Below are 22,041 nucleotides of genomic sequence, written 5' to 3'. Positions count from 1 at the left end.
CCTCCTAGTATAGTAATGATGTAGTCATTAAGGACTACAGTTAATAGTTTCTATTTCCAAATCTAAGTAATGATTGAAGGGAGGATTCCCCTCTCATCAGATATCATCAAGGAGCTTTACTAACAGTTATACATGTCTGTAGCTCCCATATACTCCAGACAGATCATAAGGTATATAATCATCGAGGCAGGATCATTGACGGTTCCTCCTTGGGAGCCAGCTTCGGTTGGTGATACCTCGAAAAAAGTCTGTCAGTCCATTCGGTGGTGATTTATGTTTTGGCTGGTTGGGAGCCTCAGGCTATACCTGTATGAGCCGCTAGGTTGCGTATCCACCCTGTGGGGAAATGGATGCCTGCCGGAAAGGAACTATTATGAAAAACAAACAGGTTATTGCTCTGCTTAACAGCTCCGCATACCTTTCGGTCGGATTTGATGTCGCTGCTGACTTCTCCTGGATGTCCATAGCTCTCCCAAATCAAACGTTCGTTGGGAAGCCTTTCAAAGTCATCCATTCCGATCCTCAGTCGAGAAATCTCGCTATCCAAAAAATAAAGGAAGCACAGGAGATGTACTCTCTTGAAAGTCGTTGCTTCCTTGAGTCCACTGGGATCTACCACATCCCGCTCTTGTGCTTCCTTCGTGATAATGGATTTGATTGCCACACCATAAATCCTATCATCACTAAGAGTAGCACAAATATGAACGTTAGAAAACTTCATAATGACAGATTTGATTCAAAAAAGATTGCTCTTGTAGGCTTAAAAGCGGATCTTAAAGTATCACTCTTACCTGAAGATGATGTTATTGATCTTAGGAATCTTGTGCGCGATTATTACTATTTCAAAGATCTTCAATCAGCTATTGTGCTAAAGCTTACTGCAGAACTTAAAATGTCTTTTCCTGAATACTGCAAGGTATTTAGCAAGATCACAACGCAATGCTCTTTAAAGCTTCTTGAGATGTATCCTCTGGCGAGTGAAATCCTTGATGCTCCAAAAGACGAGATTATTGACCTTATCCACAGTACTGCAAGATTCGGTGAAAAGTATGCTATTGAAAAATACAATTGCCTTATTTCTGCTGCTAATGATGCTATTGTGTTTGGAAGATCTCTTCCCAGCAATGCAACGCGGATAACAACATATGTGAAGATGTTCAAGGAATATCAGACTCATCTTGATGAAATCATGAATTCGTTACATGACTGTGTTGATGCCATGGAATCCTCAAACAAGACCGTTTATGACCGCATAGAACTGTTGCAATCTCTTAGAGGCATCGGCTTCCTTAGCTCTGTAGTACTCCTGGCTGAAATGGGCTCATTTGACCTTTTTGACAGTCCCAAAAAGCTTTACGCTTACTTTGGCATGGATCCCGGTGTAAACGACTCCGGTAAGTTAAAAGGTGATAGGGTTCACATGTCTAAACGTGGCTCAAGTCTTGCAAGGCGCATTCTGCATATGGTTGCGCTCAACAATCTCAAAGTCAGTAAGGGATCAAAAATCCCCGTAAATCCAGTCATTCATGAGTTCTACACCTTGAAATGCAAATCCAAAAAGAAGAACGTTGCTATAGGTGCTGTAATGCACAAAGTGTGTAATATCATCTTTGCTATGCTTCGGGATAACAAACCCTATGAGATGATTACTCCTGAAGAACACAGAAAGCAGTTTGATCTACTCAACCGCACTACAAAAGCTGCCTGATATCTAATTTGTCATTTTCAATGTGCTATAAATGAATTAGCTTTATTAAGGTTACCCAAAATGCAGGTAATGGCTAATTTCTAACATTTTCAATTTACTCCTTGACATTTCTTAGCTGGACTTTTCTTTAAATGCTGCAGTTATCAAAAGAGCAAAGGCAAAGCACAAAATAATCAGCATTACTGAAATTGTACTTCCCATTCCGTATCTGTTTCGAAGGAACAACATATTTTCAAGAAGTGTACTTGGAACTTCTGTGGACTGGAATGGTCCGCCTTCCGTAAGAATCCTTACAAGGTCATAGGTCTTAAGAGAACCGGTTACAGCAAAGATAACACTTACCCTTATAATAGGCTTGATAATGGGAATAACCACATATCTGTCCACCTGCCACTTGGTTGCGCCGTCAAGCATTGCTGCTTCCCTCAGATCTATTGACACTCCCTTTACTCCTGCATACATAAGAAGCATATGATATCCGATATACTGCCATACTGTAGGAACTATAATGCTTCCAAGGGCTGTTTTCACATCTCCTACCCATACATGCTTTAAATTACCAAGATTAACAGCATCAAGGAATCTGTTTAAAAGACCGTAATCCGGATTGTAGATTTTAAGCCACAGCTGACCGATTACCACAGTTGATATCAGCACAGGCATAAAGAAAATTGATAGAAAGGTTCTCTCTCTCCTTCTTCCTCTTCCCAGCAAAAGAGCCAGTAAAAGAGCGAAAGGAAGCTGCACAAAAACAGAAAAGAACGCAAGTATCAAAGAATTTTTCAGCGAAGTCATAAACTTGATAGAGCCATTGGTAAAAAGCTCAATGTAATTGTTAAAACCGATGAATGTGCCTTCTGAAAAGCCATTCCAATCGTATAAACTCCTATAGACGGACACTGCGATAGGAGCAATCAAAATGCTTACAAAAAGAAGCAGTCCGGGAAGCAAAAAAACAAAGATTGTAAAAGCTTTTTTCAGCTCTTTTTTTCTTCTCTCCCTTTCTGCATTTTTATCTTTTTCCATACGAAATCCTTCCCCTATATTCTTTTAAAAAAAGGCCCTCCCTCTCTCTTAGTAAGGAAACAGGAAGGACCTTTATAAAACCGGTTATGAATTATTTAAAAAGTATTACTGAATATCTTTTGCCAAGCCTTCGATGAACTGATTTCCGTCGAGGAGACATCCATAAACCTGATCTACATATGAAAGATATGTGTTGGCAGAATCAGCACTCATAGCTGTATCTCCGAAAAGAACCATTGAATCGGCTCCTGCAACGATTCCTGCTACAGTCTGTGTAAGTTCGTTAACTGAACTTGTGTCGCCATAAGGTGTCCAGGCCGGAAGTCCGCAGCCATCAAGGTAGCCATAGTGGCAAATAAGCTTTCCAAGCTCAAATGCATAGTCAGCAGCTCTCTCTGCGTTAGGTGAAGATGCTGAAACAGCAAGTGTATCTGAAGGTCCGCCGATAAGCTGTCCGAGTTTTGACTTTTCAGCGTTAATAACAGGGAACTCTCCTACCTTTACTTTAGGGAAGAACTCTTCATTTGCTGCGAAGTCTGCACAGTTCCATGTGCCGTTCATGTAGAATGCATATTTACCTGCCATGAAGTTATTTTTAACTTCATCGTTTGTAAGGCCGATTCCTGAAGGATCAAAGTAGCCATTAGTTACAAGTCCCTGGAATGTATCAACAGCAGCTGCTACGTCCGGGTTATTCCATGTTGCCTTACCAAGGAAAATATCGTTAAGTGTATCTGCTCCGGCACTCTTTTCTATAACTGACTCAAGGTACTCTGTTACGCACCATGTCTCTTTTCCTGCGCATCCGAAAGGTATGATTCCCTTTGCCTTAAGTGCGTCACAGCAGGCAATAAACTCGTCATATGTGCCCGGAATCTCTTCATAACCAACTTCTTTAAGAAGATCCATGTTAGCGAAAAGGCCTACAATATTCATCGTAAGAGGCACACCATAGTGCTTTCCATCGTAAGTTGAGTTTCCAAGCATAACCTCAGGAAGTTCTGACTTATAATTTTCATAAGCATCATCAAGACAGTAAACCTTGCCGGCTTCCACGAAATCCCCAAGGAATGCGCATGACCATGTAAAGAAAATGTCAGGCATTTCATTGGCTGAAACAGCAGCTTTGATCTTGGTCTTGTAGGACTGATTTTCGAATGCTTCCCATGTGAAGTTTATCTCAGGATATTTCTCCTGCATATCAGCGATAGCTGCTTCATAAGAATGACGGTTTGAATCACTCTCTGTTGCAATACACCACATATTAAGAGAAATAGGTTCTTCGGAAGAAGTTTCTGTTACTGCCTCGGTTTTCTCTTCTGCCTTGGCTTCTGTGGTAGCCTCCTGTTTGGCCGGTTCAGAAGCTGATCCGGTATCAGCAGCCGGCTGAGAAGCACTTCCGCATCCGATGAGAGACAATGTCATAAGCCCCGCCATAAACATCGAAACAACACGTTTTTTTTGCATTTCTATCCTCCCATTATTAAATTGTTTTGGCTTTTTGCCTGTTTCTTTTATCTAAAGCGCATGCAGCTTAAGATTCTTTAACTTTTGACCTCTGTTCTTACCATAGGCCATGGATAGTCAATCGTCAGCTCTTTTCCATCAAGCTCGTAATAAAGATACGCATCCTCAATCGGATCGTCATACATCAGCCTTATGCAGCAGTTTTCTTCATCAACTGTATATCTGCCAAAAAAAATATTCTCTTCCGAAAACCTGCCGTCATCTGTAAACTGATATTCCCAGCCATTATCCTGCTTCCATACACCGACTATTCCATCAGTATTTTTTTGACCATCATACTCATAAGTCGATTTCTCATACAGAAGCATCGTATCGCCTTCCATTACATATCGCAGACCAAGATGATCCCCATTATCATCATCCAGCGTTATGTAGGAGTCGTCCTTTGAATATGAATATTTTTCACCCTTATAAAAGGCCTCTCCGTCATCATAAAAGGATAGGATTTCCTCGCCCGGTTCATGGCTGTACGCCCAGCTCTCAGTTTTTTCAGCCTTTTTCCCACAGCCCAAAAGCTGCAAAGATATGGACAATATTGCCGCAGATACCAGGAAATATTTTAATTTTTTCATACCCCTTTTCCTTCCCTTCATGGTTTAAATATATCTGATTGTTCATAGAAATTTAATGGAATATTTTGACTTTATTAAGCATATTTTTTACTAATTAGACAAAAAAATCCCACATGACAATAATTTGTCTGTGGGATTTGCACTATTATTTAAAATATTTTTGATATATTTCCATCAAATTGGATGCTGTAACATTTTCATCAGTCACTAAAGTAACCGAATTCCACAATTTCTCATTAAGCTGTTTATTCAAGGTCGCCACAAAAGCATCATACTGTTCTCCGAATACCTCACGTTTTCTCTCTGCAACTATCTTTTCTTTATTAGCTTCAGTCTCTTCCCTGTTAAATGTAGTGATACACTTGATTATGACATACCCTTCTGAAGTCTCGATAATATCACTTACTTCCCCGGTTCCCAGATTAAATGCAGTAGTGCCGTACACTGACTCCATATCTCCTTTACCAAAAGAAATTGTGCTCTCATCAGCTTCATTATACTGAGTCATAAGTTCTTCAAAGGTCTTGCCATCATTTAACTCACTGACAATGCTTTTCATCCTGGTATAGATAGCTGCTTTCTCCGAATCACTTACAGACTTTTTCTCTCCACTTTCATCCAGAGTATAAGTCTTTAAAACAATCTGCTCAACAGTTATGGTTCTTGCTTCATCATCACTTATTTCGGGATTTATGTCCCTGATAATGTAGTCATACAGCTTATCAGCCAGAGCCCTCTCCTGATAAATAGAAGTTATGTCAGAAAGTGTAACCCCGCCCATGGCAGCTATATCACTTTCTGTAAGCTTACTGTAATATTCTTCAGCAGCCTGAGAAGATAGCAGAATCTCCGAATCATCCAGAACTATACCATTTTCTTTGGCCAGCAGATTCATGGTCTTTATCTGTGCAATCTTGGCAAGAACTGATTCTTTAAGTCTGTCTTCAACTGTACCCATATCAGTTTCTTTTTCCCAAATCTGACTTCCAAAGGCCTGTTCATATCCTTCCTGGGTATTAACCAGATAAACCAATGCCTCTGATAATGAACACGTCTTATCCTCTATCGTAAATACTTCATTTTTGGAAAACCCAGTGGTAAAAACAATTCTTGTTTCCGAAAGGTTAAGACCGCATCCGGTCAATGAAAGCGACATTGCCAGAGCAATAATAGCTTTACATATATTCAGTTTAAGATTATGTGTTTTATGTTTTTTTATTACCATGATATTCTGTTTGGTTCCTGAATAATAACCTTTATCTCATGTATTCTTAAATTAAAAATTCAGTTCATAGAGTCATTGTTTTTATGATACTTCTGGCAACCGACAACCCATTGGCACTGGCCTGCTGCAGACCTCTTGTAACTCCTGCCCCGTCTCCGATGGCGCGAAGTCCCTTAATGCTTGTCTCGAAGTCCTTATTTACAATTACCTTATTAGAATAAAACTTTACTTCCACTCCGTAAAGAAGTGTTTCATCCGAAGCAATTCCCGGTGTAACTTTATCAAGAGCCTGTATCATCTCATCAAGGTCTACCATTATTCTGTGCGGAAATACCAGCGAAAGATCACCGGGTACAGCATCCTTAAGGGTTGGAATAAGATTATTCCTGCAAAGTCTCTCTTCAGTTGTTCTACGGCCTCTCTTGAAATCACCGTAAGTCTGTACAAGTATCTTACCGCCGCAAAGCATGTTTGAGAGCTCTGCAATCTTTTTACCATATTCTATAGGTGTCTTGAAAGGCTTGGTAAAGTTCTTGGACACTAAAAGAGCAAAGTTTGTATTATTTGTCTTAAACTCTTTTCCCTTATAAGCATGCCCGTTGACTACTGCAAGGCCTCCCTCGTAATACTCTGTGGCAACTTCACCTGATGGATTGGTACAAAAAGTACGAACCTTATCATCAAATGTAGGTGTATGATAAATAAGCTTGGCCTCATAGAGGTTCTCATTGAGAAACTGCATAACTTCATCTCTTACTTCAACGCGAACTCCTACATCAACCGTTCCGGGCCTTGTCTCAATTCCGATCTCAACACACTTGTCCTTGAACCAGTCAGCGCCCTCTCTGCCAACCGCAGACACAATCTCTTTTGCCGTATAAACATCGCCCTTATCGGTTTTGACACCTGTTGCAACTCCATTTTGGGCAATTATGTCAGAAACAAAAGTATTAAACTCTATCTCAACTCCCTTGTCCAATATATACTGCTGGAGCCTTGAGTAAATCTTGTAGCCTTCCTCTGTCCCAAGGTGTCTGATAGGACACTCCACAAGCTTAAGGTTTGCGTTTATAGCTTTTCTTCTGATCTCACGAAGTTCTGCCTCTTTATCAACACCGTATACATTTGTATCAGCACCAAATTTTAAATATATTTCATCCGACTCGTGTATAAGCTTTGTTGCTTCATCATATCCCAGAATATCCGGCAGCGTTCCTCCCACATCAGGAGAAAGTGATAGCTTACCGTCAGAAAAAGCTCCTGCTCCCGCAAAGCCTGTGGTTATAGAACAAGGCTTGCATCCTGCGCAGGTCTTTGTAACTCTTTTGGGACAATTTCTTTTTTCGATGGAACGTCCTTTTTCTATCATCAAAACCTTAAGATCCGGTCGTTTTTCCATCAGTTCATATGCGCAGAAAATACCGCCCGGTCCCGCGCCAATAATCACTACATCATAATCTGAGTACTTTGCCATAAAATCCCCTCCTAAATCATGTAAGCACTCAATTATACCATAGCCTCACACAAAATTATGCATTCTTAAATTAAAAATTTAAGAATGCATAATTTTTAGCGGGAACTGCGATATTGAACAGGTGTCATACCGTATTTCTTTTTAAAGAGTCTGTTGAAATGCTCAACATTTTGGTATCCTGCAGCCTCTGCTACTTTCTCGACTTTCATGTTTCCGTTTCGAAGAAGAGTACTTGCCTTGTTAAGCCTTATCCTCTTTACATTCTCTCCAAAGGTCATACCGGATTTTTCCTTAATATACTTGGAAAGGTACGGCTTTGAAAGATAGAACTGCTTTGATAAGTCATCAAGAGTAACTGTCAGGTAATTCTCCTGAATGTAGTTGATAATTGAGTTTATCCTCTCATCCTTGCTATTCTTTATATCTTTTACCGAATCGAGCTGGTTGACTGCTATTACAAGAGCATTGATAGAAGACTTGATGATATCTTCATCAATTCCAACTCCCCAGAACTTCTTGCCATTATATGTTATGCCAACATATGTGCAGGCCTTGGAAGATGATCCTCTTGAAAGAGCGTGCTCTTCATAGGTTGAAAGCTCGTAGCTGACATTAAAATATTGTTTTATGGCATTGCTTACGGCATCAAGACGTCCATTACCGTTTGCCTCAACAATATGCTCCTTATCTGCATGTGAAATTGTAACTTCTGCAAGAATTCCGTCAATCTGTTTAAAATGAACAGCCGGAATCTTGAACACATTGTCGTTGTGAACGTACTTATCCTCAAATATCTGATAGATTCTGGCAGGTGACAGTTCAGCATGCTCTCTGTCAGAAATATCCTTAATAGTGTAGCTGACATCTGCCTGCATTTCCTTTGGAACCATCATACCGTAGTTGGTCTTAAGTATGTAGCTTACGCCGCCTTTTCCTGACTGGCTGTTAATTCTGATAACATCACCGTCATATTCTCTGCCAAGATCTTTGGGGTCAATAGGAAGATAAGGTACGGACCAGATTCCTCCGTCTTTTCCCTGTTCATGCCATGCAAATCCCTTTGAAATTGCATCCTGATGTGATCCTGAAAAAGCTGTAAACACAAGCTGTCCGGCATAAGGCTGTCTCTCATAGATACGCATTCTTGTAAGTCTCTCATATGTTTCGCCAATCTCAGTGATATGGCTGAAATCAAGTTTGGGATCAACGCCGTGAGAATACATATTGATAGCAAGAGTTACAATATCAACATTTCCGGTTCTCTCACCGTTTCCAAAAAGTGTACCCTCTATTCTGTCCGCACCGGCAAGACAGCCAAGCTCTGCATCACTGATGCCTGTGCCTCTGTCATTGTGCGGATGAAGAGAAAGAACAACCGCATCACGGTACTTAAGATTCTTGCTGATATACTCAACCTGAGTTGCAAATACATGCGGCATTGCAATCTCGACAGTTGTAGGAATATTGATCACCACTTTATTTTGAACAGTCGGCTTCCAGACATCCAATACCGCATTGCAGACATCAACTGCATAATCAACTTCTGTTCCCGGAAAGCTCTCAGGTGAATATTCAAAAGAAAAATTACCTGTAGTCTCTTTTGCAAGCTTATCAAGAAGCTTTGCCCCATCCACAGCAATCTTCATAACCTCTTCTTTACTCTTTTTAAACACCTGTTCACGCTGGGCAACAGATGTGGAGTTATAAAGATGGATAATAGCCCTTGGCGCTCCCTTAACAGCTTCGAAGGTTCTCTTTATGATATGCTCTCTTGCCTGAGTAAGAACCTGAACCGTTACGTCATCAGGAATCATGTTCTTCTCAATAAGAGTTCTGGCAAACTCAAACTCAGTCTCAGAAGCAGCAGGAAATCCAATCTCGATTTCCTTGAATCCAAGCTTGACAAGCATCGTAAAGAATTCCAATTTTTCATCAAGACTCATTGGTTCAATAAGTGCCTGATTACCATCTCTTAGATCTACACTGCACCAGATTGGCGGGTGATCAAGGTAATCTTTTTTTACCCATTCATAGGAAACTTTAGGTGGCATGAAATATTGGCGCTGATACTTGTTAACATTGTTCATATCGTACTCCTCTTGATGCTTTTTATTATAGTAGTATTAAATATGTTCATCTTTATTGATATTTTTTTGCAAAAGAGATTAATATTTCTCTGTTTTATTGATAAATATTATGTTAGCACAATTTTGTACAATTACATCATGGTGAATTTAATCACTTTTATTGATTAAAATTAATGTAGGATTTAAAACAATTAGTAGCTCGCGACTCTTCGCATCTGAACGTTATTGCGAAGCAATTAAATAAAAAAGAATCAGCCACGTTGGCAAGACGTGGCTGAAATAGGTAGGAGATTTCTTATGACTATGTATGTCATTTGACGTTAGCCTTCGCTAACAATATGTATGTTAGCATTGTCTAACACGTTTGTCAAACACTTTTTTAAAATTTTTTTATTTTTTGTTTATATCTCTTCCAAAACCTTAATAAGTGCATCATGAGCAAGGGTAAAGGCTTCGATTCCTGACAGTTTCCTGCCTTTGCCTGACGCAATTGATACATTGTTCTGCTCAAGATCTGCAAATCCAACAAAATCAAAAAGGTGTGGTTCGAGAGATAAAAATCCATCAAATCCCTTTTCGAAAAGTTTTGTCAGTATCATCTTTACATTTCCATCCCCAAGACCTGCAGGAACAACACTGCCGTCTTTTGAAAGCGCGTCCTTGACGTGAACATAAACAATGAAATCTTTCAAAAGCTCATAAGCTTCCAGCGTATCCTGGCCTACCTGAACAAAATTCGCAAAATCAAATATAGCCTTGAAATTATCCCCATAGAACTCATCCATAAGCTCACGGCATTCTGCTGCCTTGTCGCCATAGATTCCTTTTTCATTTTCATGAAGGAGTAGGATTTCTTCTGACTTTGCATAGTCTACAAATTTCCCAAGGCGATCAAAGACCTCTCCCTTATACATTTCATGTTTATCTTCAGGAACATAAAAACTGAACATTCTGATCCTTGGTGTTTCCATCATATGCGCAATCTCCACAGCCCTTTTGAACTCTTCAAAATGTTTTTCAAAAGGATCTGCTATCTGGATCTTGCCAAGAGGTGATCCAAGAGCCGAAAGGACTATTCCATTTGCATCCAGTTTTTCCTTAATTTCTTTTACCTTCTCGTTGCTGTGGAAAATAAGGTTGTTACCGTCAGCACCGCGCATTTCAATATGCTTCATGCCAAGTCCCTTTATTCCTTCTATCTGTTTATCAAGTTCAGGTGCAATTTCATCTGCAAAGCCTGTAAGAATGTATTTTTTATTCATGATCTGTCTCCCTATTTTTTGATTTCTTATACCCAACATTTGCCTATCTTCAATACGCTTTTAGTATGTTCCTGTAGTATCAAAAACTATTCCCTTATCTTCCTTCAGCTTCGATGTTGCTCTCCTTTTGTCCAATTCTCGAAAAAAAAGGTCTTCATCAAAAGGAAGCTCAATAGTCTCATCAAGCCAGGATGAAAGGTACATCGCATTTGAAAGAGTAAGCCCGTTGATTCCCTCTACTCCTTCTGCAACAAGCTCTCCTTTTCCAAGGATTTTATCCGCAAATGCCTTTAATACTCCAACATGCTGTTCATTGAGTCCATCTGTCTCAATCTCCACTCTGGTGCAATCCGGCTTTTTAAATCCCTCTTTTTCATGTTTGCAATGCTCAAAAACGCTCTCTGAAAGCTTGTCAAAAATAAGCTTGTCGTCTTCACAAACTATCTTGCCCATTTCAAAAGTAAGTTCAAGCCTGTTTGTTCCGGGAGCATCACCTGTTGTAGTGACAAATACTCCTGTAGCGCCATTTTCAAACTCCATATAGGCTGTAACATCATCTTCAACTTCAATGTCATGCCATTTTGCATTGTGACAAAAAGCTCTCACTTTTACAGGCATGCCGCAGAGCCACTGCAACAGATCAAGCTGGTGAGGGCACTGATTGATAAGCACTCCGCCGCCTTCGCCTGCCCATGTCGCCTTCCACCCGGCTGCATCATAATAACTCTGAGTTCTGTACCAGTCAGTAATTATCCAGTTCATGCGTTTTAGCGCACCAAGTTCTCCACTTTCTATCATCTCGTGGAGCTTTCTGTATACACAGTTTGTGCGCTGATTGAGCATAATGGCAAAAACTTTATCGCTCTTTCCTGCTGCCTCATTCATCTCTTTTACCTGCCTTGTATAAACACCCGCAGGCTTTTCAGTGATGGCATGAACTCCGTGAGAGAGTGCATAGATCACATAATCAGGATGCATATAATGCGGCGTTGCAACAAGTACAGCATCAACGTTTCCTGAGTCGATCAGTTCCTTTCCATCAGAAAAAAGAGCCAGATCCTTTGACAGTTCTTTTTCTGCAAATGAAAGCCTTTCTGGCCTGGTATCAGACACCGCAGTCAAAACCATATTTGGCACTTTGCCTTCCAAAATGCTGCGTGCATGGTTGGTCCCCATTCCTCCAATACCGATAATCCCAAGTCTTACCTTCTCCATGTAACCACCTTGTCAGTAATTATTTACCGACTCCTTTCCATGTATATTCCCCATAAAATCAATCAAAACATGTATTTAGGAATACTTTATTTTTCACTATTTTAGTCCAGTGGTTCATGATATGATATATACATAAAAAACTATTTATATGTATATTTCCGACTTTTTTTGCAGCTAGTATAATCTGCAGATAACTAAGATCTTTACTGAGAGCGTATGAAACATCCGATTTTCACGCAGGGGCAGCCCTATACAATTGCATACAGAAAAAACAAGCCTCAAAACCCGGTTGCAATCCATTCGCATGACGCAGCAGAGCTTTATCTCACATTAACAGATTTAGAGGATGTGATCCTTGAGGATAAAGTCCTGAGGGTACCGGCTGGAACTTTGATAGTAATTCCACCCTTCTGCCTTCATCAGCTTTACCACAACAGTGATGTATTCTATGAACGTTTTGTCATCAACATTCAGATGAAATGGCTTGATGATGTATTTTCAGGGACAGATGATTCCCTGCACTACTTAGGCCAGAGCTCAGCTCCTGTTTTGATATCTCTATCTGATGATCAGTTAAAAGAAATAATAAATCAAATACGAAAAATGATAGTTTTGGGGAATGAATTTAACTCAAGGTCATTTTCAGAATTCTTTCTTCTGATGGCCAAGATCGACGAGGCAGTATCTGAAACTGTCTCTAAGAATAAAGATGTGTACAACACAAATAAAACTCAGGAAAAGGTCAGCGAAATGATCAGCTACATAAACGACCATATATGCGATGAAATATCCGTTTCATCTATCGCTGACCATTTCTACCTAAATCCTGACTATATTTCCAGGTTGTTCAAGCGGTATGCCCATGCTTCCCTGGGTAAATATATAAGCCTATCAAAAATGAGTGCAGCTCAAAACCTTTTAAAACAAGGTTTCTCCGTTAAAGAGGTACAGGAAAAACTAGGGTATTCAAGCTATGCTCACTTCTTTAAAACCTTCAAAAAAATCGTTGGCATATCACCAAGTACTTTTAGGAAAAACAACGCAAAATAACCAGATTACAAAACAAGTTCTTTTACAATATCCTTAAGCTCCTGCTTTCTGTCGTTTAGAAGCAGGAGTTTATTGTATTTATAGTAGGCATCATTTCCGGTCTCTCGGACAAATTTAAGACTGTGGTAAGCGCTTGATAGCTCCGTAAGGAAAATAACCATTTCCTGGCTTCCTGACAAAGACTCCTTATCTCCAAAGGTCTGCTCCAAAAACTCAAAGCTGTTTGTAAGATGTTTCCCAGTCTCCACAATCCTTGCCTGTCTTGCGTCTTCTCTTTCTTTGAACCAGCTCTTTGAGGTTTCAAACTGATCACAATCAGTTAACGTTAGTTTTTCCACAAGCTCTTTTAAAATAGTAACAACAAGTCGCCTTGTTCGCTCATCCTCTCTGCTGATCATGCCTATAGAAAGCTGATCCTCAGTCTCTTTTTCCAACAAAGCAGCCTTGTTATCCAGATAATCGCGCACACCTTCTGCATTCTCTGCCTGAAGCTTCCCTGCTGCCTTGATGATTTCAAAGAGCTCCTTTTGGACAGCCTCGTCCTGGGCATAATCTCTGAACTCTTCCATGAGCTTATCAGACAAAAGACCTATGATACTGAGCTTCTCATCGAAAGATCCTTTTCGTAAAGTCTCCTTATCCTCAGGAAATCTTCCCTCCAAAATATCAGGAATCTTGTAAAGCTCATTGTATCTTCTGTACAGCTCGTAATATGTTGCAAAATCCCTCGCTATTTCCTTATTCTGCAGATACTGGGCAGTAAGGTTCTCATCAACACCAATACCAAGTTTCTCATAAACCTTGATTATCCTCGATAAATCTTCCCAGCCCCTGGCTGTCACAAAGCTCCTGCCATTTACATCTGTACTTATGTTGTAGAAATTATCTTTTTTAATCTCAAGATAAGCCAAAATAGAGCCATGAACTCCCGCCTTGTAGGCGTAATCCTTCCAGGCTTCAAAATCCTCTTCTATATTGATCTGACGCACTCTGTCCAAAGTTACGATATCAAAGTCCCTGACTGACTTATTGTACTGAGGCGGATTGCCTGCGGTAACAATTATGTAGCCTTCAGGAAGCTTATGTGATCCAAAGGCCTTGTACTGCAAAAACTGAAGCATAGTAGGCGCAAGCGTCTCAGATACGCAGTTTATCTCATCGAGGAAAAGAATTCCCTCTTTTACCCCTGACTTTTCAATCTGCTCGTAGACAGCCCCAATGATCTCACTCATGGTGTACTCAGTCACAGAATACTCTTTTCCACCAAAGCTCTTTTCCGTGATCTTGGGAAGGCCAATTGCGCTCTGCCTTGTGTGGTGGGTTATCGTATATGACACAAGGCCGATTCCCAGCTCATGAGCTATCTGCTCCATAACTGCAGTTTTACCTATTCCGGGAGGTCCCATGAGAAGGATTGGTCTTTGCCTCTCCACAGGAATCTCATATTGTCCCACCTCATCTTTTTCAAGATAGGCTCTCACTGCATTTTTGACTTCAACTTTTGCTTCATCTATATTCATGATCTGCTTCCTCTTTAATCATACATACAATTTCATTGCCCAAACAGGCACTTTTTCATCCTCATAGTCGCCATCCTGTGGAAAAACAAATGCGGTATCATAAGCAGTTTCTTTTTCCGGATAGATGCCGTAGCCATCAGTAAAATAGACAAGGCCCTTGAGATTTTCAAACTCTCCGGCCGACTGCAACTTATCCACATAGTCAAAGACAGGCCTGAAATCCGTTCCATAGCCACCTTCAACATGTATACCGGTGGCATATTTCTTCATTGCATCTACGCTGTCAATAAGCTCATCCCTCTGAACCTGATCATCGCACTGGATAACATGTATTTTAATCTTTTGAAAAAAAGATTCCTCTGTAAAAAGAAGTCTTGCTGTCTCATTAAGAAAACGCTGAACAAGCTCATCCTTACAGGACGCCGAAGTGTCGATGGCTATTACCAGCTCTTTTACCTTACGAACTTCCTTAAACTCATTCTCCTCGATCAGAGGCATATTTCCATAGTGCTCTATTCCAAAGCTGTACATGCCATAGTCAAAGCTGTCCATGTCAATGCCGCCCTCTTCACGGATCACCTTAAAGCGGTTCAAAAACTCCCTGTAATCAGTCCGTGAAGTGTTCTCATACTTCAGTATCCATGCAAGTTTTCCGAGCTTGTCGCTATGTCTTTTGCCGATAGTTTCTATCTCGGTTTCCATACGCTTTGCTGACTTTTCCCAGTCTTTTTCTTTGTTCTGAATAGCCTTAAGGCGTCTGGGATTTACATACTTTTCTGTGGTCTTCTGATCTTCATTTTTACCTGAAGGCCCATCAAAATCCTCATCGAGCGGAGGCTTTTCTTTCTCATTATCATCAGGCTTTTGGTCGTCTTTTGGAAGTCTCTGCCAAAAGCTGTGGTCATCCATCTTAAACTCTCTTGAGAGCTTTTCTATTTCCAAAATATCTATGTCATTTTCAGGATCAGAAAAGAACTTGTACAGCTTTTCTACCGTCAGGACCTTCAGCTCTTTTTCAAGGCGCTCATACCACCTTTCGCGATAGTCCGATGTAACCCTGTAAATGCACTGATAGTCCATCCCATCAAGGATCATCTCCACCACTATATCAGCGCACAGGTCAAAAAGGTCCACATCCTCATATTTGGCCGAGGTGTACATGTGCCTGAAAATGCAGTGAAGTATCATGTGAAGATAGGTTCTGTTTAATTTCCCCGGCTCTTCCACAAACAGAGATGACACGTATGTCGGGTTATACCTGATGGACACAGCATCAGTACCTACTGTAGTCGTTGAAAGGTCCATCTCATAAGAGAGTGAAGAAAGAGCTTCTCCCATAAATCTCATGGCTACATAAAGCTCAGTCCTTGAGGCTTCAAGAACCTGCCTTCCTATCTTTTCAAGTTTTTCTCTGTAACTTATCTCCTCTTGTAACATAAGCTTATTATCATTCTCATTATATTGTGCTGACAAATCTGCCTAGCGGGTTTTCATGTACTTTCATAGCTCCCTTTGGGCAAAACTCCTGACAGCAAAAGCACTTAATGCACTTGCTTCTGTCAATCTCAGGGACCAGTAAAGCCTTCCCCTTCACATTTCTTTCTACCATTGTGATAGCCTTTGCAGGACATGTCTCATAGCATTTCTTGCAGCCAATGCATTCTGACGCCTTTACCTGTGGTCTTGTCTGTAAAAAGAGCTTTACCAAAGCGGCTTTCATCTTATTGCCAAATCCGTCTCCGCTAAAGTCAATCGACTGATGTATAGTTGCTCTCTTAAAATCAGCTATCTTAATATGCTCTCCATCAGATGAAGAAACAATATCAGCATCTGCAATGCTTTCAGGTCCAAGGCCCCTTTCAAAGGCCGCCATTATTGTGGGAACATCCCTGATACCCATTCCAATTATATCAGCACAGACCACGTCAAGAGCATAGGGCTTTTTAGAAGCCAGAACCGCCCCAATATGTCTTTTGTCTCCTGCTATAGGACCATTGCCCTCCATTCCGTCTATGGCATCAACGATATAAAGCTGCGGCTTAAAATACTCATTTAGGTCCACCATGACATTGGCAAATGCCATTTCATCCGGAAATCTCATGTGATACTGAGGCTTCATTACTCCGGGAATTGTCCCAAACATATTTTTAACAGCACAGCTCATACCCATCATGGCATGAGTCTTAAGCTTTGATATATTTATGATAGCATCCACATCATCAAGCCAGCCTGTATAGGTAAAAGTCTTTATGCTGACTGCATCTGCAAACTCTGCATCTTTTTCCGAAAAGTCTTCATTAAGCTTCACCTTTCCGTCAAAATCCTTTTCAAGTTCAAGAAGCCCGCATGCCTTATAAATTCCAAAGACGTAGCTTTTGTTAAACACACCTCCCGGGCTATCTCCAATGACAACCTTTGCCCCCATTTCTGTCAGGCGCTCACAGAGCCTTCTGGCAATCATAGGATGCGTTGTCACCGCCTTTTCCGGCGCTGCTGCCCCTACCAGGTTAAGCTTAAGTCCAACAGTCATGCCTTCCTTAACAAAAGAAAGACCATCTATCTCATCAATCGCCTTATCAAGGCTATTTTTCACCAGTTCTTTATCGTATGATGTACACTTTTCTACAGATACTTTTTCAAACACCCTTTACCCTCAACATTTTCACTAGAATTCAAATCTTGAAACACTGGCCACAGGTGGCTTCTTACTCCCTATCAAAACTGCGCTCAATAAAGTAAGTCCCTTTTCTGAAGCTAGCTTTATAGCATGATCCATGGCCTCATCATCAAAAAAAGGAATCAGCCTTTTTATCAGATTCATGGGAGAAACTTCATCTTCATCCAAAGAAGCATTTTCTCCACTATTTTCAATATTTTTTATGAGTCTTTCCACAATGCTCCTGCCATTTTTCTTAATAAACATCTCGTACCTTTCCCGGTACCCAGGAGCAAGCTCATAAGGGAAAAGAACTCTTCCTATGGCTATATCTTCGGAAACAGCGTTTCCATCTATAACAGCCTTTTCAAAAAGCTTGTCATACTCCCTGTAGTTCACGTCCTTTCGGTCAACGCATTCCCTGTAGATCATCCCGCTGCCACCAATGGAAAACTGGATTGTCCTTGCCATGGTGTTTTCAGAAAAATCGTAGACATACTCAGGAAAAACAAGACAAGATGTAAATCCATCTCTTTTGATCATAAATCTGAGAGTCCTGTCATTATCCGCAAGAAAGTTTCGGATGACCTCGTACCAGTTCCTCTCTATATGTATCTCAATATCAGACAAAGAGTCGCACTGCCTGCATACTCCGTCATAATAGTCATCAATACTGTCAAAAAGGCTTATTTTCCTTAGTTTCCTACAGTTATGAAAAGCAAACCCGAAAAGAGTCTTTATCGTATTCGGAAGAACAACACTTTCAATATCATCTCTTCCTGAAAAAGCATGATTCCCTACGGCCTCTACCACATAGCCATCAATCCTATCCGGCACAACCAGCTCTCTGACACTTCCCTCAAATCCTGTAATCTCTGCAAACTTATGACTGTCTTTTTTACTTACATTTATTACATATAAAAATGGCATATTGCCTTCACCCGACCTTAAATAGATTCCACCTCATAATAATATACATTCTTAAATTTACCAATACAAGAATATATAAGTGCCTATGGAGTTTGGGAAATCTTTGCCTCTTAAAAGGTAAATTTAATCAAGAGATATCAAATAAAGTTTTTCCAGAAAAAAAGCAAAGGTACAAAGACTCAAAAATAGAACCCAATTCAAAAATTGCAAAATACAAAAAATGGGACGAAACATCAATTAAGAAGAGAATAGATGAACTATATAGTTATGCCCCAAACATATGGAAAACAGAATAAAGATGCTTAACTACAAAATTCAAAAGCGGCTTTGAAAGCCGCTTTTGTTGTATGCCTATTGATCCTTTTTTGTTTGTTTTTTCTTGAAACAGTTTGGACAACCTGATCCTATAGTTCTTGCATATGGTGGAGATTGCCAACTATGACCACACTTTGAACACTTCCACCATATTTTTTTTCTACTTTTAGGTAAAGTATTTTCAGGAGTGTCTTCTCCATTTTTACTAAAATCCCATTCTTTACATAGCTCTGGGAACAGAATGCCTATGTTATTATTTTCGCTAGCAACTCTTCCCTTGCAAGCAGGACACCCTCTTCCATTAGCACGTGTAGAAGGCGGTGCTTGCCAACTATATCCACACTTTGAGCATTTCCACCATCTTTTCATATTGCTTTTTGTAGCAATACCCACATAAGAGCATCCGTTTTTTTCCACATCCCACTCATTATATAGCTCTGGATATTGCTCTAAATACTCGGTTTTTCTTCTGTTCTTTATAACACAAGAAGGACAGCCAGTCCCCCTAACTCTATTATTGATTGATGATTCCCAACTGAATCCACAGGTCTGACATTTCCACCATACCTTTGAATGGCTCCCCTTTTTCACTTCAGAAGGTGTTAGCGGAGCATTTCTATCATAATCCCATTCTATTGCAACTTCAGGATTTGTAACTTCTAAATTATCAGATTCGTCAACTACTCTTCCTAAGCATTTAGGGCATCCACTCTTTTGCATAGTTCTATTACTGATTGCGGTATTCCACGAGAATCCACATTTAGAACATTTCCACCATATTTTTTGGCTTGAATATGGCAAATACTCATAGGGTCTCTTGTTCCCATTTTTTTCCTCATCCCATTCTTTTACAACATCAGGAAAAACGGTAGCTAAATCATTTTCCCCCTCTATTGGCAATCGACCTGAACAGTATGGGCATTCTCCAACGCCCTCCGTTTTGCTGCTTACAGCCATCTTGTAGCTATGACCCCTGTCACATTTCCACCAATATGACTTTTGTGATTTACAGGACACTTTTGAAGGTGGAACTGTATTCTTAGACACACTCCATTGTTGCATCAAATGAGGATATTGAGATTCCAAATCATTGAAGCCTTTAAGTACCTTATGATACGAACAATATGGGCATCCAACACCTGATGAACACCTAGAATCAGGGGTGGTCTTATATGAATGTCCTAGTTTACATTTCCACCAAACACTAATAGATGAATTCGGAGTAATATTCTGAGGCAATAGCCCCTCATTTTTATCATAATCCCATTCCTCGGCTATATTCGGATAAACAGAAGCCAACGATTGTTCAAGCATTATAGAGCTAAACTGCGCACGTATTTTCAATATATCCCTAGATATGTCAACATATTCAGGATCATCTTGTACAACACCAACTCTGTTACAAATCATTTGTATCAGCTGTTTAACAGCTTTTTCCATGTATGAATAGTTGCTTCTGGGATTATCAGTATAGATTTCTACCGATGAATCGTTTAATGGCTCACAACCAAGTTCTCTTATGCGGTACAAAATAACACCATTTTGTTTTAATAGAAGTGTCTTCCCTTTATCCCTTTCTTTTGTCTTAGCTGTATGCCATTGTTTGCCATCGTATTCAATTCCAATTTTATATTCCGGAATATATACGTCTATCTCAGTAGTTCTGTCAAGATAGTCAGGACGATATCCATTTATAGCTGACGGAAAAAGTCCCTTAATATAATAAAACACCACTTGTTCAGCTACTGAAGAATGCTGCCACAATGCACAAGTAGGGCAACCTGTTTGACTTATTGTTACACTTTTAATTGTTGTCCGCCATGAATGACCGAATTCACATTTCCACCATACTTTTTTATGTGAACCAATGCTGACAGAATCAGGAGTAATTTCATTTTTGTCATAATCCCAATACTTTAAATACTCAGCTGCTACAGTTTCTAAATCATTAAACCCCTTCCAAACATACATCCCCGAACAATATGGGCAGCCACTTTTTTGGTTTACTCTATTATTTATTGCAGCTTGCCATGTATGATCATTTTTACATTTCCACCATACTTTCCTCCTTGAACCGCAACTAATGGCATCTGGTGATATGTCTGTATTCCTCTCATAGTCCCATTCACCAAGTAAAGCGCCTGCTTGACTTTCAAAATCATTAAAGCCTTTCAAAACCCTATTTCCCGAACAAAATGGACAACCTTGCTTCTGAAGAGTTCTGCTTTCAACTGCCATATCCCATTCATGACCACATTTTCCAATCCACCAGACTTTTTTATTACTAGCATAAGTTATTTCACTTGGTTGAATGTCTTTATTTTTTTCATAGTTCCATTCACTAAGTAAATCTCCAGCTTGGCTTTCAAAGTCATTAAAACCTTTTAAAGTTCTTCTTCCAGAACAATATGGACAGCCCTGTCCCTGAAGGGTTCTGTTTCCTACTACCATATCCCATTCATGTCCACATTTCCCAATCCACCAAACTTTTTTCTTGCTAGCATATCCTATAGAGTCAGGTGATAAACCATTATTCTTTTTATAATTCCATTCTTTTGCAATATCTGGTCTTTTGGATAATAAACTATTTTCCATATTCAAATCCTTAATACAATCCTAATTATGTTGATAAGTATTTTTTAGATCACGCGCCAAATTATATTTGGTTGTTTGTTCAGCTGGTGTCAAATAGTTGTAACTATTCTCGATATCTGAATAGTACATTTCAAAAAACGTTCCCCAATCCTCACGGTATTCTTTCGGCACTGAATGTTTATCTGCAATTGCACTTATTGCTTTCAGGTCGATATTTAAAATTTCAGCGCCAATTATCCTTGCCAAACTTTCACTCCCCATATTTTTTTGCCCAACTATCAATTGTTTCGTCTACCAAGTCATTATTGATGTCTAACTCCTTTATTTTCTTCTTTAATGCGTAAATTGACATTCCCTCTTCTTTCAGTCTTTTTTTGAATATGAATTCCACAAATGGTTTTAGATTTTTGGGAAATGTGAGATTTTGTATTACTGCAGATACAATCCGTCTATTATCATTAGAAAGCATTTCATATAGATCATTAAACTCTTCAGATGAAAGACCGGATTGATTGACTAACTTTTTATTCATCGTCTCGTCAAACTCTGTTTTCATTTAATAGTTCTCCTTAGGGTTATATTTTTTCTCACCTATATCCACCAAATAGGCAGTGGTAGATTGAAATTGTAACAAAAATGATCCGTGAAACAGCCACATATATAGGAAGGAGGCATAAGACTGTTCGTTTTGCTGTTTCACAAATATTATATCAAAACCAAAAATAATTATTTGCATAACAGTCCAGCTAAGAAATGTCAAGGAGTAAATTGAAAATGTTAGAAATTAGCCATTACCTGCATTTTGGGTAACCTTAATAAAGCTAATTCATTTATAGCACATTGAAAATGACAAATTAGATATCAGGCAGCTTTTGTAGT

The 22,041-nt window shown here is 39.7% G+C and carries 18 protein-coding genes; 3 read left to right on the top strand and 15 right to left on the bottom strand.

Annotation, left to right across the window (positions count from 1 at the left end):
* Positions 1-373 precede the first annotated feature (373 nt).
* Positions 374-1,708, top strand: coding sequence for an IS110 family transposase (locus J6O61_RS01240; protein WP_292208638.1), 1,335 nt, complete (start codon positions 374-376; stop codon positions 1,706-1,708).
* 111 nt (positions 1,709-1,819) lie between these two features.
* Here the strand turns inward: J6O61_RS01240 and J6O61_RS01235 are convergent, their stop codons facing one another.
* The 8 genes from J6O61_RS01235 to J6O61_RS01200 all read right to left on the bottom strand — a co-directional run bounded on the left by J6O61_RS01235 (position 1,820) and on the right by J6O61_RS01200 (position 12,096).
* Entirely contained in the window at positions 1,820-2,734 is a 915-nt protein-coding gene (locus tag J6O61_RS01235; protein ID WP_292208635.1) for a carbohydrate ABC transporter permease, read from the bottom strand.
* A 105-nt stretch (positions 2,735-2,839) separates the two neighbouring features.
* Positions 2,840-4,201 carry an ABC transporter substrate-binding protein gene (locus tag J6O61_RS01230; protein ID WP_292208633.1) on the bottom strand — a complete coding sequence of 454 codons (1,362 nt, stop codon included), beginning with the start codon at positions 4,199-4,201 and terminating at the stop codon, positions 2,840-2,842.
* A gap of 77 nt (positions 4,202-4,278) precedes the next feature.
* Positions 4,279-4,833, bottom strand: a complete 555-nt coding sequence (locus J6O61_RS01225) for a hypothetical protein (protein ID WP_292208630.1) — start codon at positions 4,831-4,833, stop codon at positions 4,279-4,281.
* Between the two features lie 145 nt (positions 4,834-4,978).
* Positions 4,979-6,058: a peptidylprolyl isomerase gene (locus J6O61_RS01220; RefSeq protein ID WP_292208627.1), complete on the bottom strand. Its 1,080-nt coding sequence runs from the start codon at positions 6,056-6,058 to the stop codon at positions 4,979-4,981.
* A gap of 64 nt (positions 6,059-6,122) precedes the next feature.
* Positions 6,123-7,532, bottom strand: coding sequence for an NAD(P)/FAD-dependent oxidoreductase (locus J6O61_RS01215; protein WP_292208624.1), 1,410 nt, complete (start codon positions 7,530-7,532; stop codon positions 6,123-6,125).
* A gap of 95 nt (positions 7,533-7,627) precedes the next feature.
* Entirely contained in the window at positions 7,628-9,619 is a 1,992-nt protein-coding gene (locus tag J6O61_RS01210) for a 2-isopropylmalate synthase (protein WP_292208621.1), read from the bottom strand.
* Between the two features lie 401 nt (positions 9,620-10,020).
* The gene (locus J6O61_RS01205; RefSeq protein ID WP_292208618.1) at positions 10,021-10,881 is read right to left on the bottom strand and encodes a sugar phosphate isomerase/epimerase family protein; all 861 of its coding nucleotides are present in this window, start codon (positions 10,879-10,881) and stop codon (positions 10,021-10,023) included.
* 60 nt (positions 10,882-10,941) lie between these two features.
* A complete protein-coding gene (locus tag J6O61_RS01200) occupies positions 10,942-12,096 on the bottom strand; it encodes a Gfo/Idh/MocA family protein (protein ID WP_292208616.1) in 1,155 nt (384 codons plus the stop codon).
* A 216-nt stretch (positions 12,097-12,312) separates the two neighbouring features.
* Here J6O61_RS01200 and J6O61_RS01195 point away from each other — a divergent pair, with 216 nt between their 5' ends.
* Positions 12,313-13,146 (top strand): helix-turn-helix domain-containing protein, encoded by an 834-nt coding sequence (locus J6O61_RS01195; RefSeq protein ID WP_292208613.1) that lies wholly within the window; start codon positions 12,313-12,315, stop codon positions 13,144-13,146.
* Positions 13,147-13,151: 5 nt separating this feature from the next.
* On the opposite strand, the gene J6O61_RS01190 is transcribed toward J6O61_RS01195, so the two are convergent.
* The 4 genes from J6O61_RS01190 to J6O61_RS01175 are packed head-to-tail and all read right to left on the bottom strand — an operon-like array spanning position 13,152 to position 18,252.
* A complete protein-coding gene (locus J6O61_RS01190; protein ID WP_292208611.1) occupies positions 13,152-14,666 on the bottom strand; it encodes an AAA family ATPase in 1,515 nt (504 codons plus the stop codon).
* 18 nt (positions 14,667-14,684) lie between these two features.
* Positions 14,685-16,139, bottom strand: coding sequence for a vWA domain-containing protein (locus J6O61_RS01185; RefSeq protein WP_292208608.1), 1,455 nt, complete (start codon positions 16,137-16,139; stop codon positions 14,685-14,687).
* Complete coding sequence (locus J6O61_RS01180) at positions 16,123-17,310, bottom strand: DUF362 domain-containing protein (protein WP_292208606.1); 1,188 nt, start codon at positions 17,308-17,310, stop codon at positions 16,123-16,125. The genes J6O61_RS01185 and J6O61_RS01180 overlap by 17 nt, the downstream gene beginning before the upstream one ends.
* 21 nt (positions 17,311-17,331) lie before the next feature.
* Entirely contained in the window at positions 17,332-18,252 is a 921-nt protein-coding gene (locus J6O61_RS01175; protein WP_292208602.1) for a leucine-rich repeat protein, read from the bottom strand.
* On the opposite strand from J6O61_RS01175, the gene J6O61_RS19665 reads away from it, so the two are divergent.
* Positions 18,246-18,548 carry an HNH endonuclease family protein gene (locus J6O61_RS19665; RefSeq protein ID WP_442861688.1) on the top strand — a complete coding sequence of 101 codons (303 nt, stop codon included), beginning with the start codon at positions 18,246-18,248 and terminating at the stop codon, positions 18,546-18,548. The genes J6O61_RS01175 and J6O61_RS19665 overlap by 7 nt on opposite strands.
* 55 nt (positions 18,549-18,603) lie before the next feature.
* Here the strand turns inward: J6O61_RS19665 and J6O61_RS01170 are convergent, their stop codons facing one another.
* The 3 genes from J6O61_RS01170 to J6O61_RS01160 are packed head-to-tail and all read right to left on the bottom strand — an operon-like array spanning position 18,604 to position 21,718.
* The gene (locus J6O61_RS01170; RefSeq protein WP_292208601.1) at positions 18,604-21,162 is read right to left on the bottom strand and encodes a zinc-ribbon domain-containing protein; all 2,559 of its coding nucleotides are present in this window, start codon (positions 21,160-21,162) and stop codon (positions 18,604-18,606) included.
* Positions 21,163-21,183: 21 nt separating this feature from the next.
* Positions 21,184-21,408 (bottom strand): hypothetical protein, encoded by a 225-nt coding sequence (locus J6O61_RS01165; protein WP_292208599.1) that lies wholly within the window; start codon positions 21,406-21,408, stop codon positions 21,184-21,186.
* A 4-nt stretch (positions 21,409-21,412) separates the two neighbouring features.
* Positions 21,413-21,718: a hypothetical protein gene (locus tag J6O61_RS01160; protein WP_292208597.1), complete on the bottom strand. Its 306-nt coding sequence runs from the start codon at positions 21,716-21,718 to the stop codon at positions 21,413-21,415.
* Between the last annotated feature and the right edge of the window lie 323 nt (positions 21,719-22,041).

Source organism: Butyrivibrio sp. (assembly GCF_017635265.1).
Taxonomy (GTDB): Bacteria; Bacillota; Clostridia; order Lachnospirales; family Lachnospiraceae; genus Butyrivibrio.
This window is presented reverse-complemented; position numbering and strand designations above follow the sequence as displayed.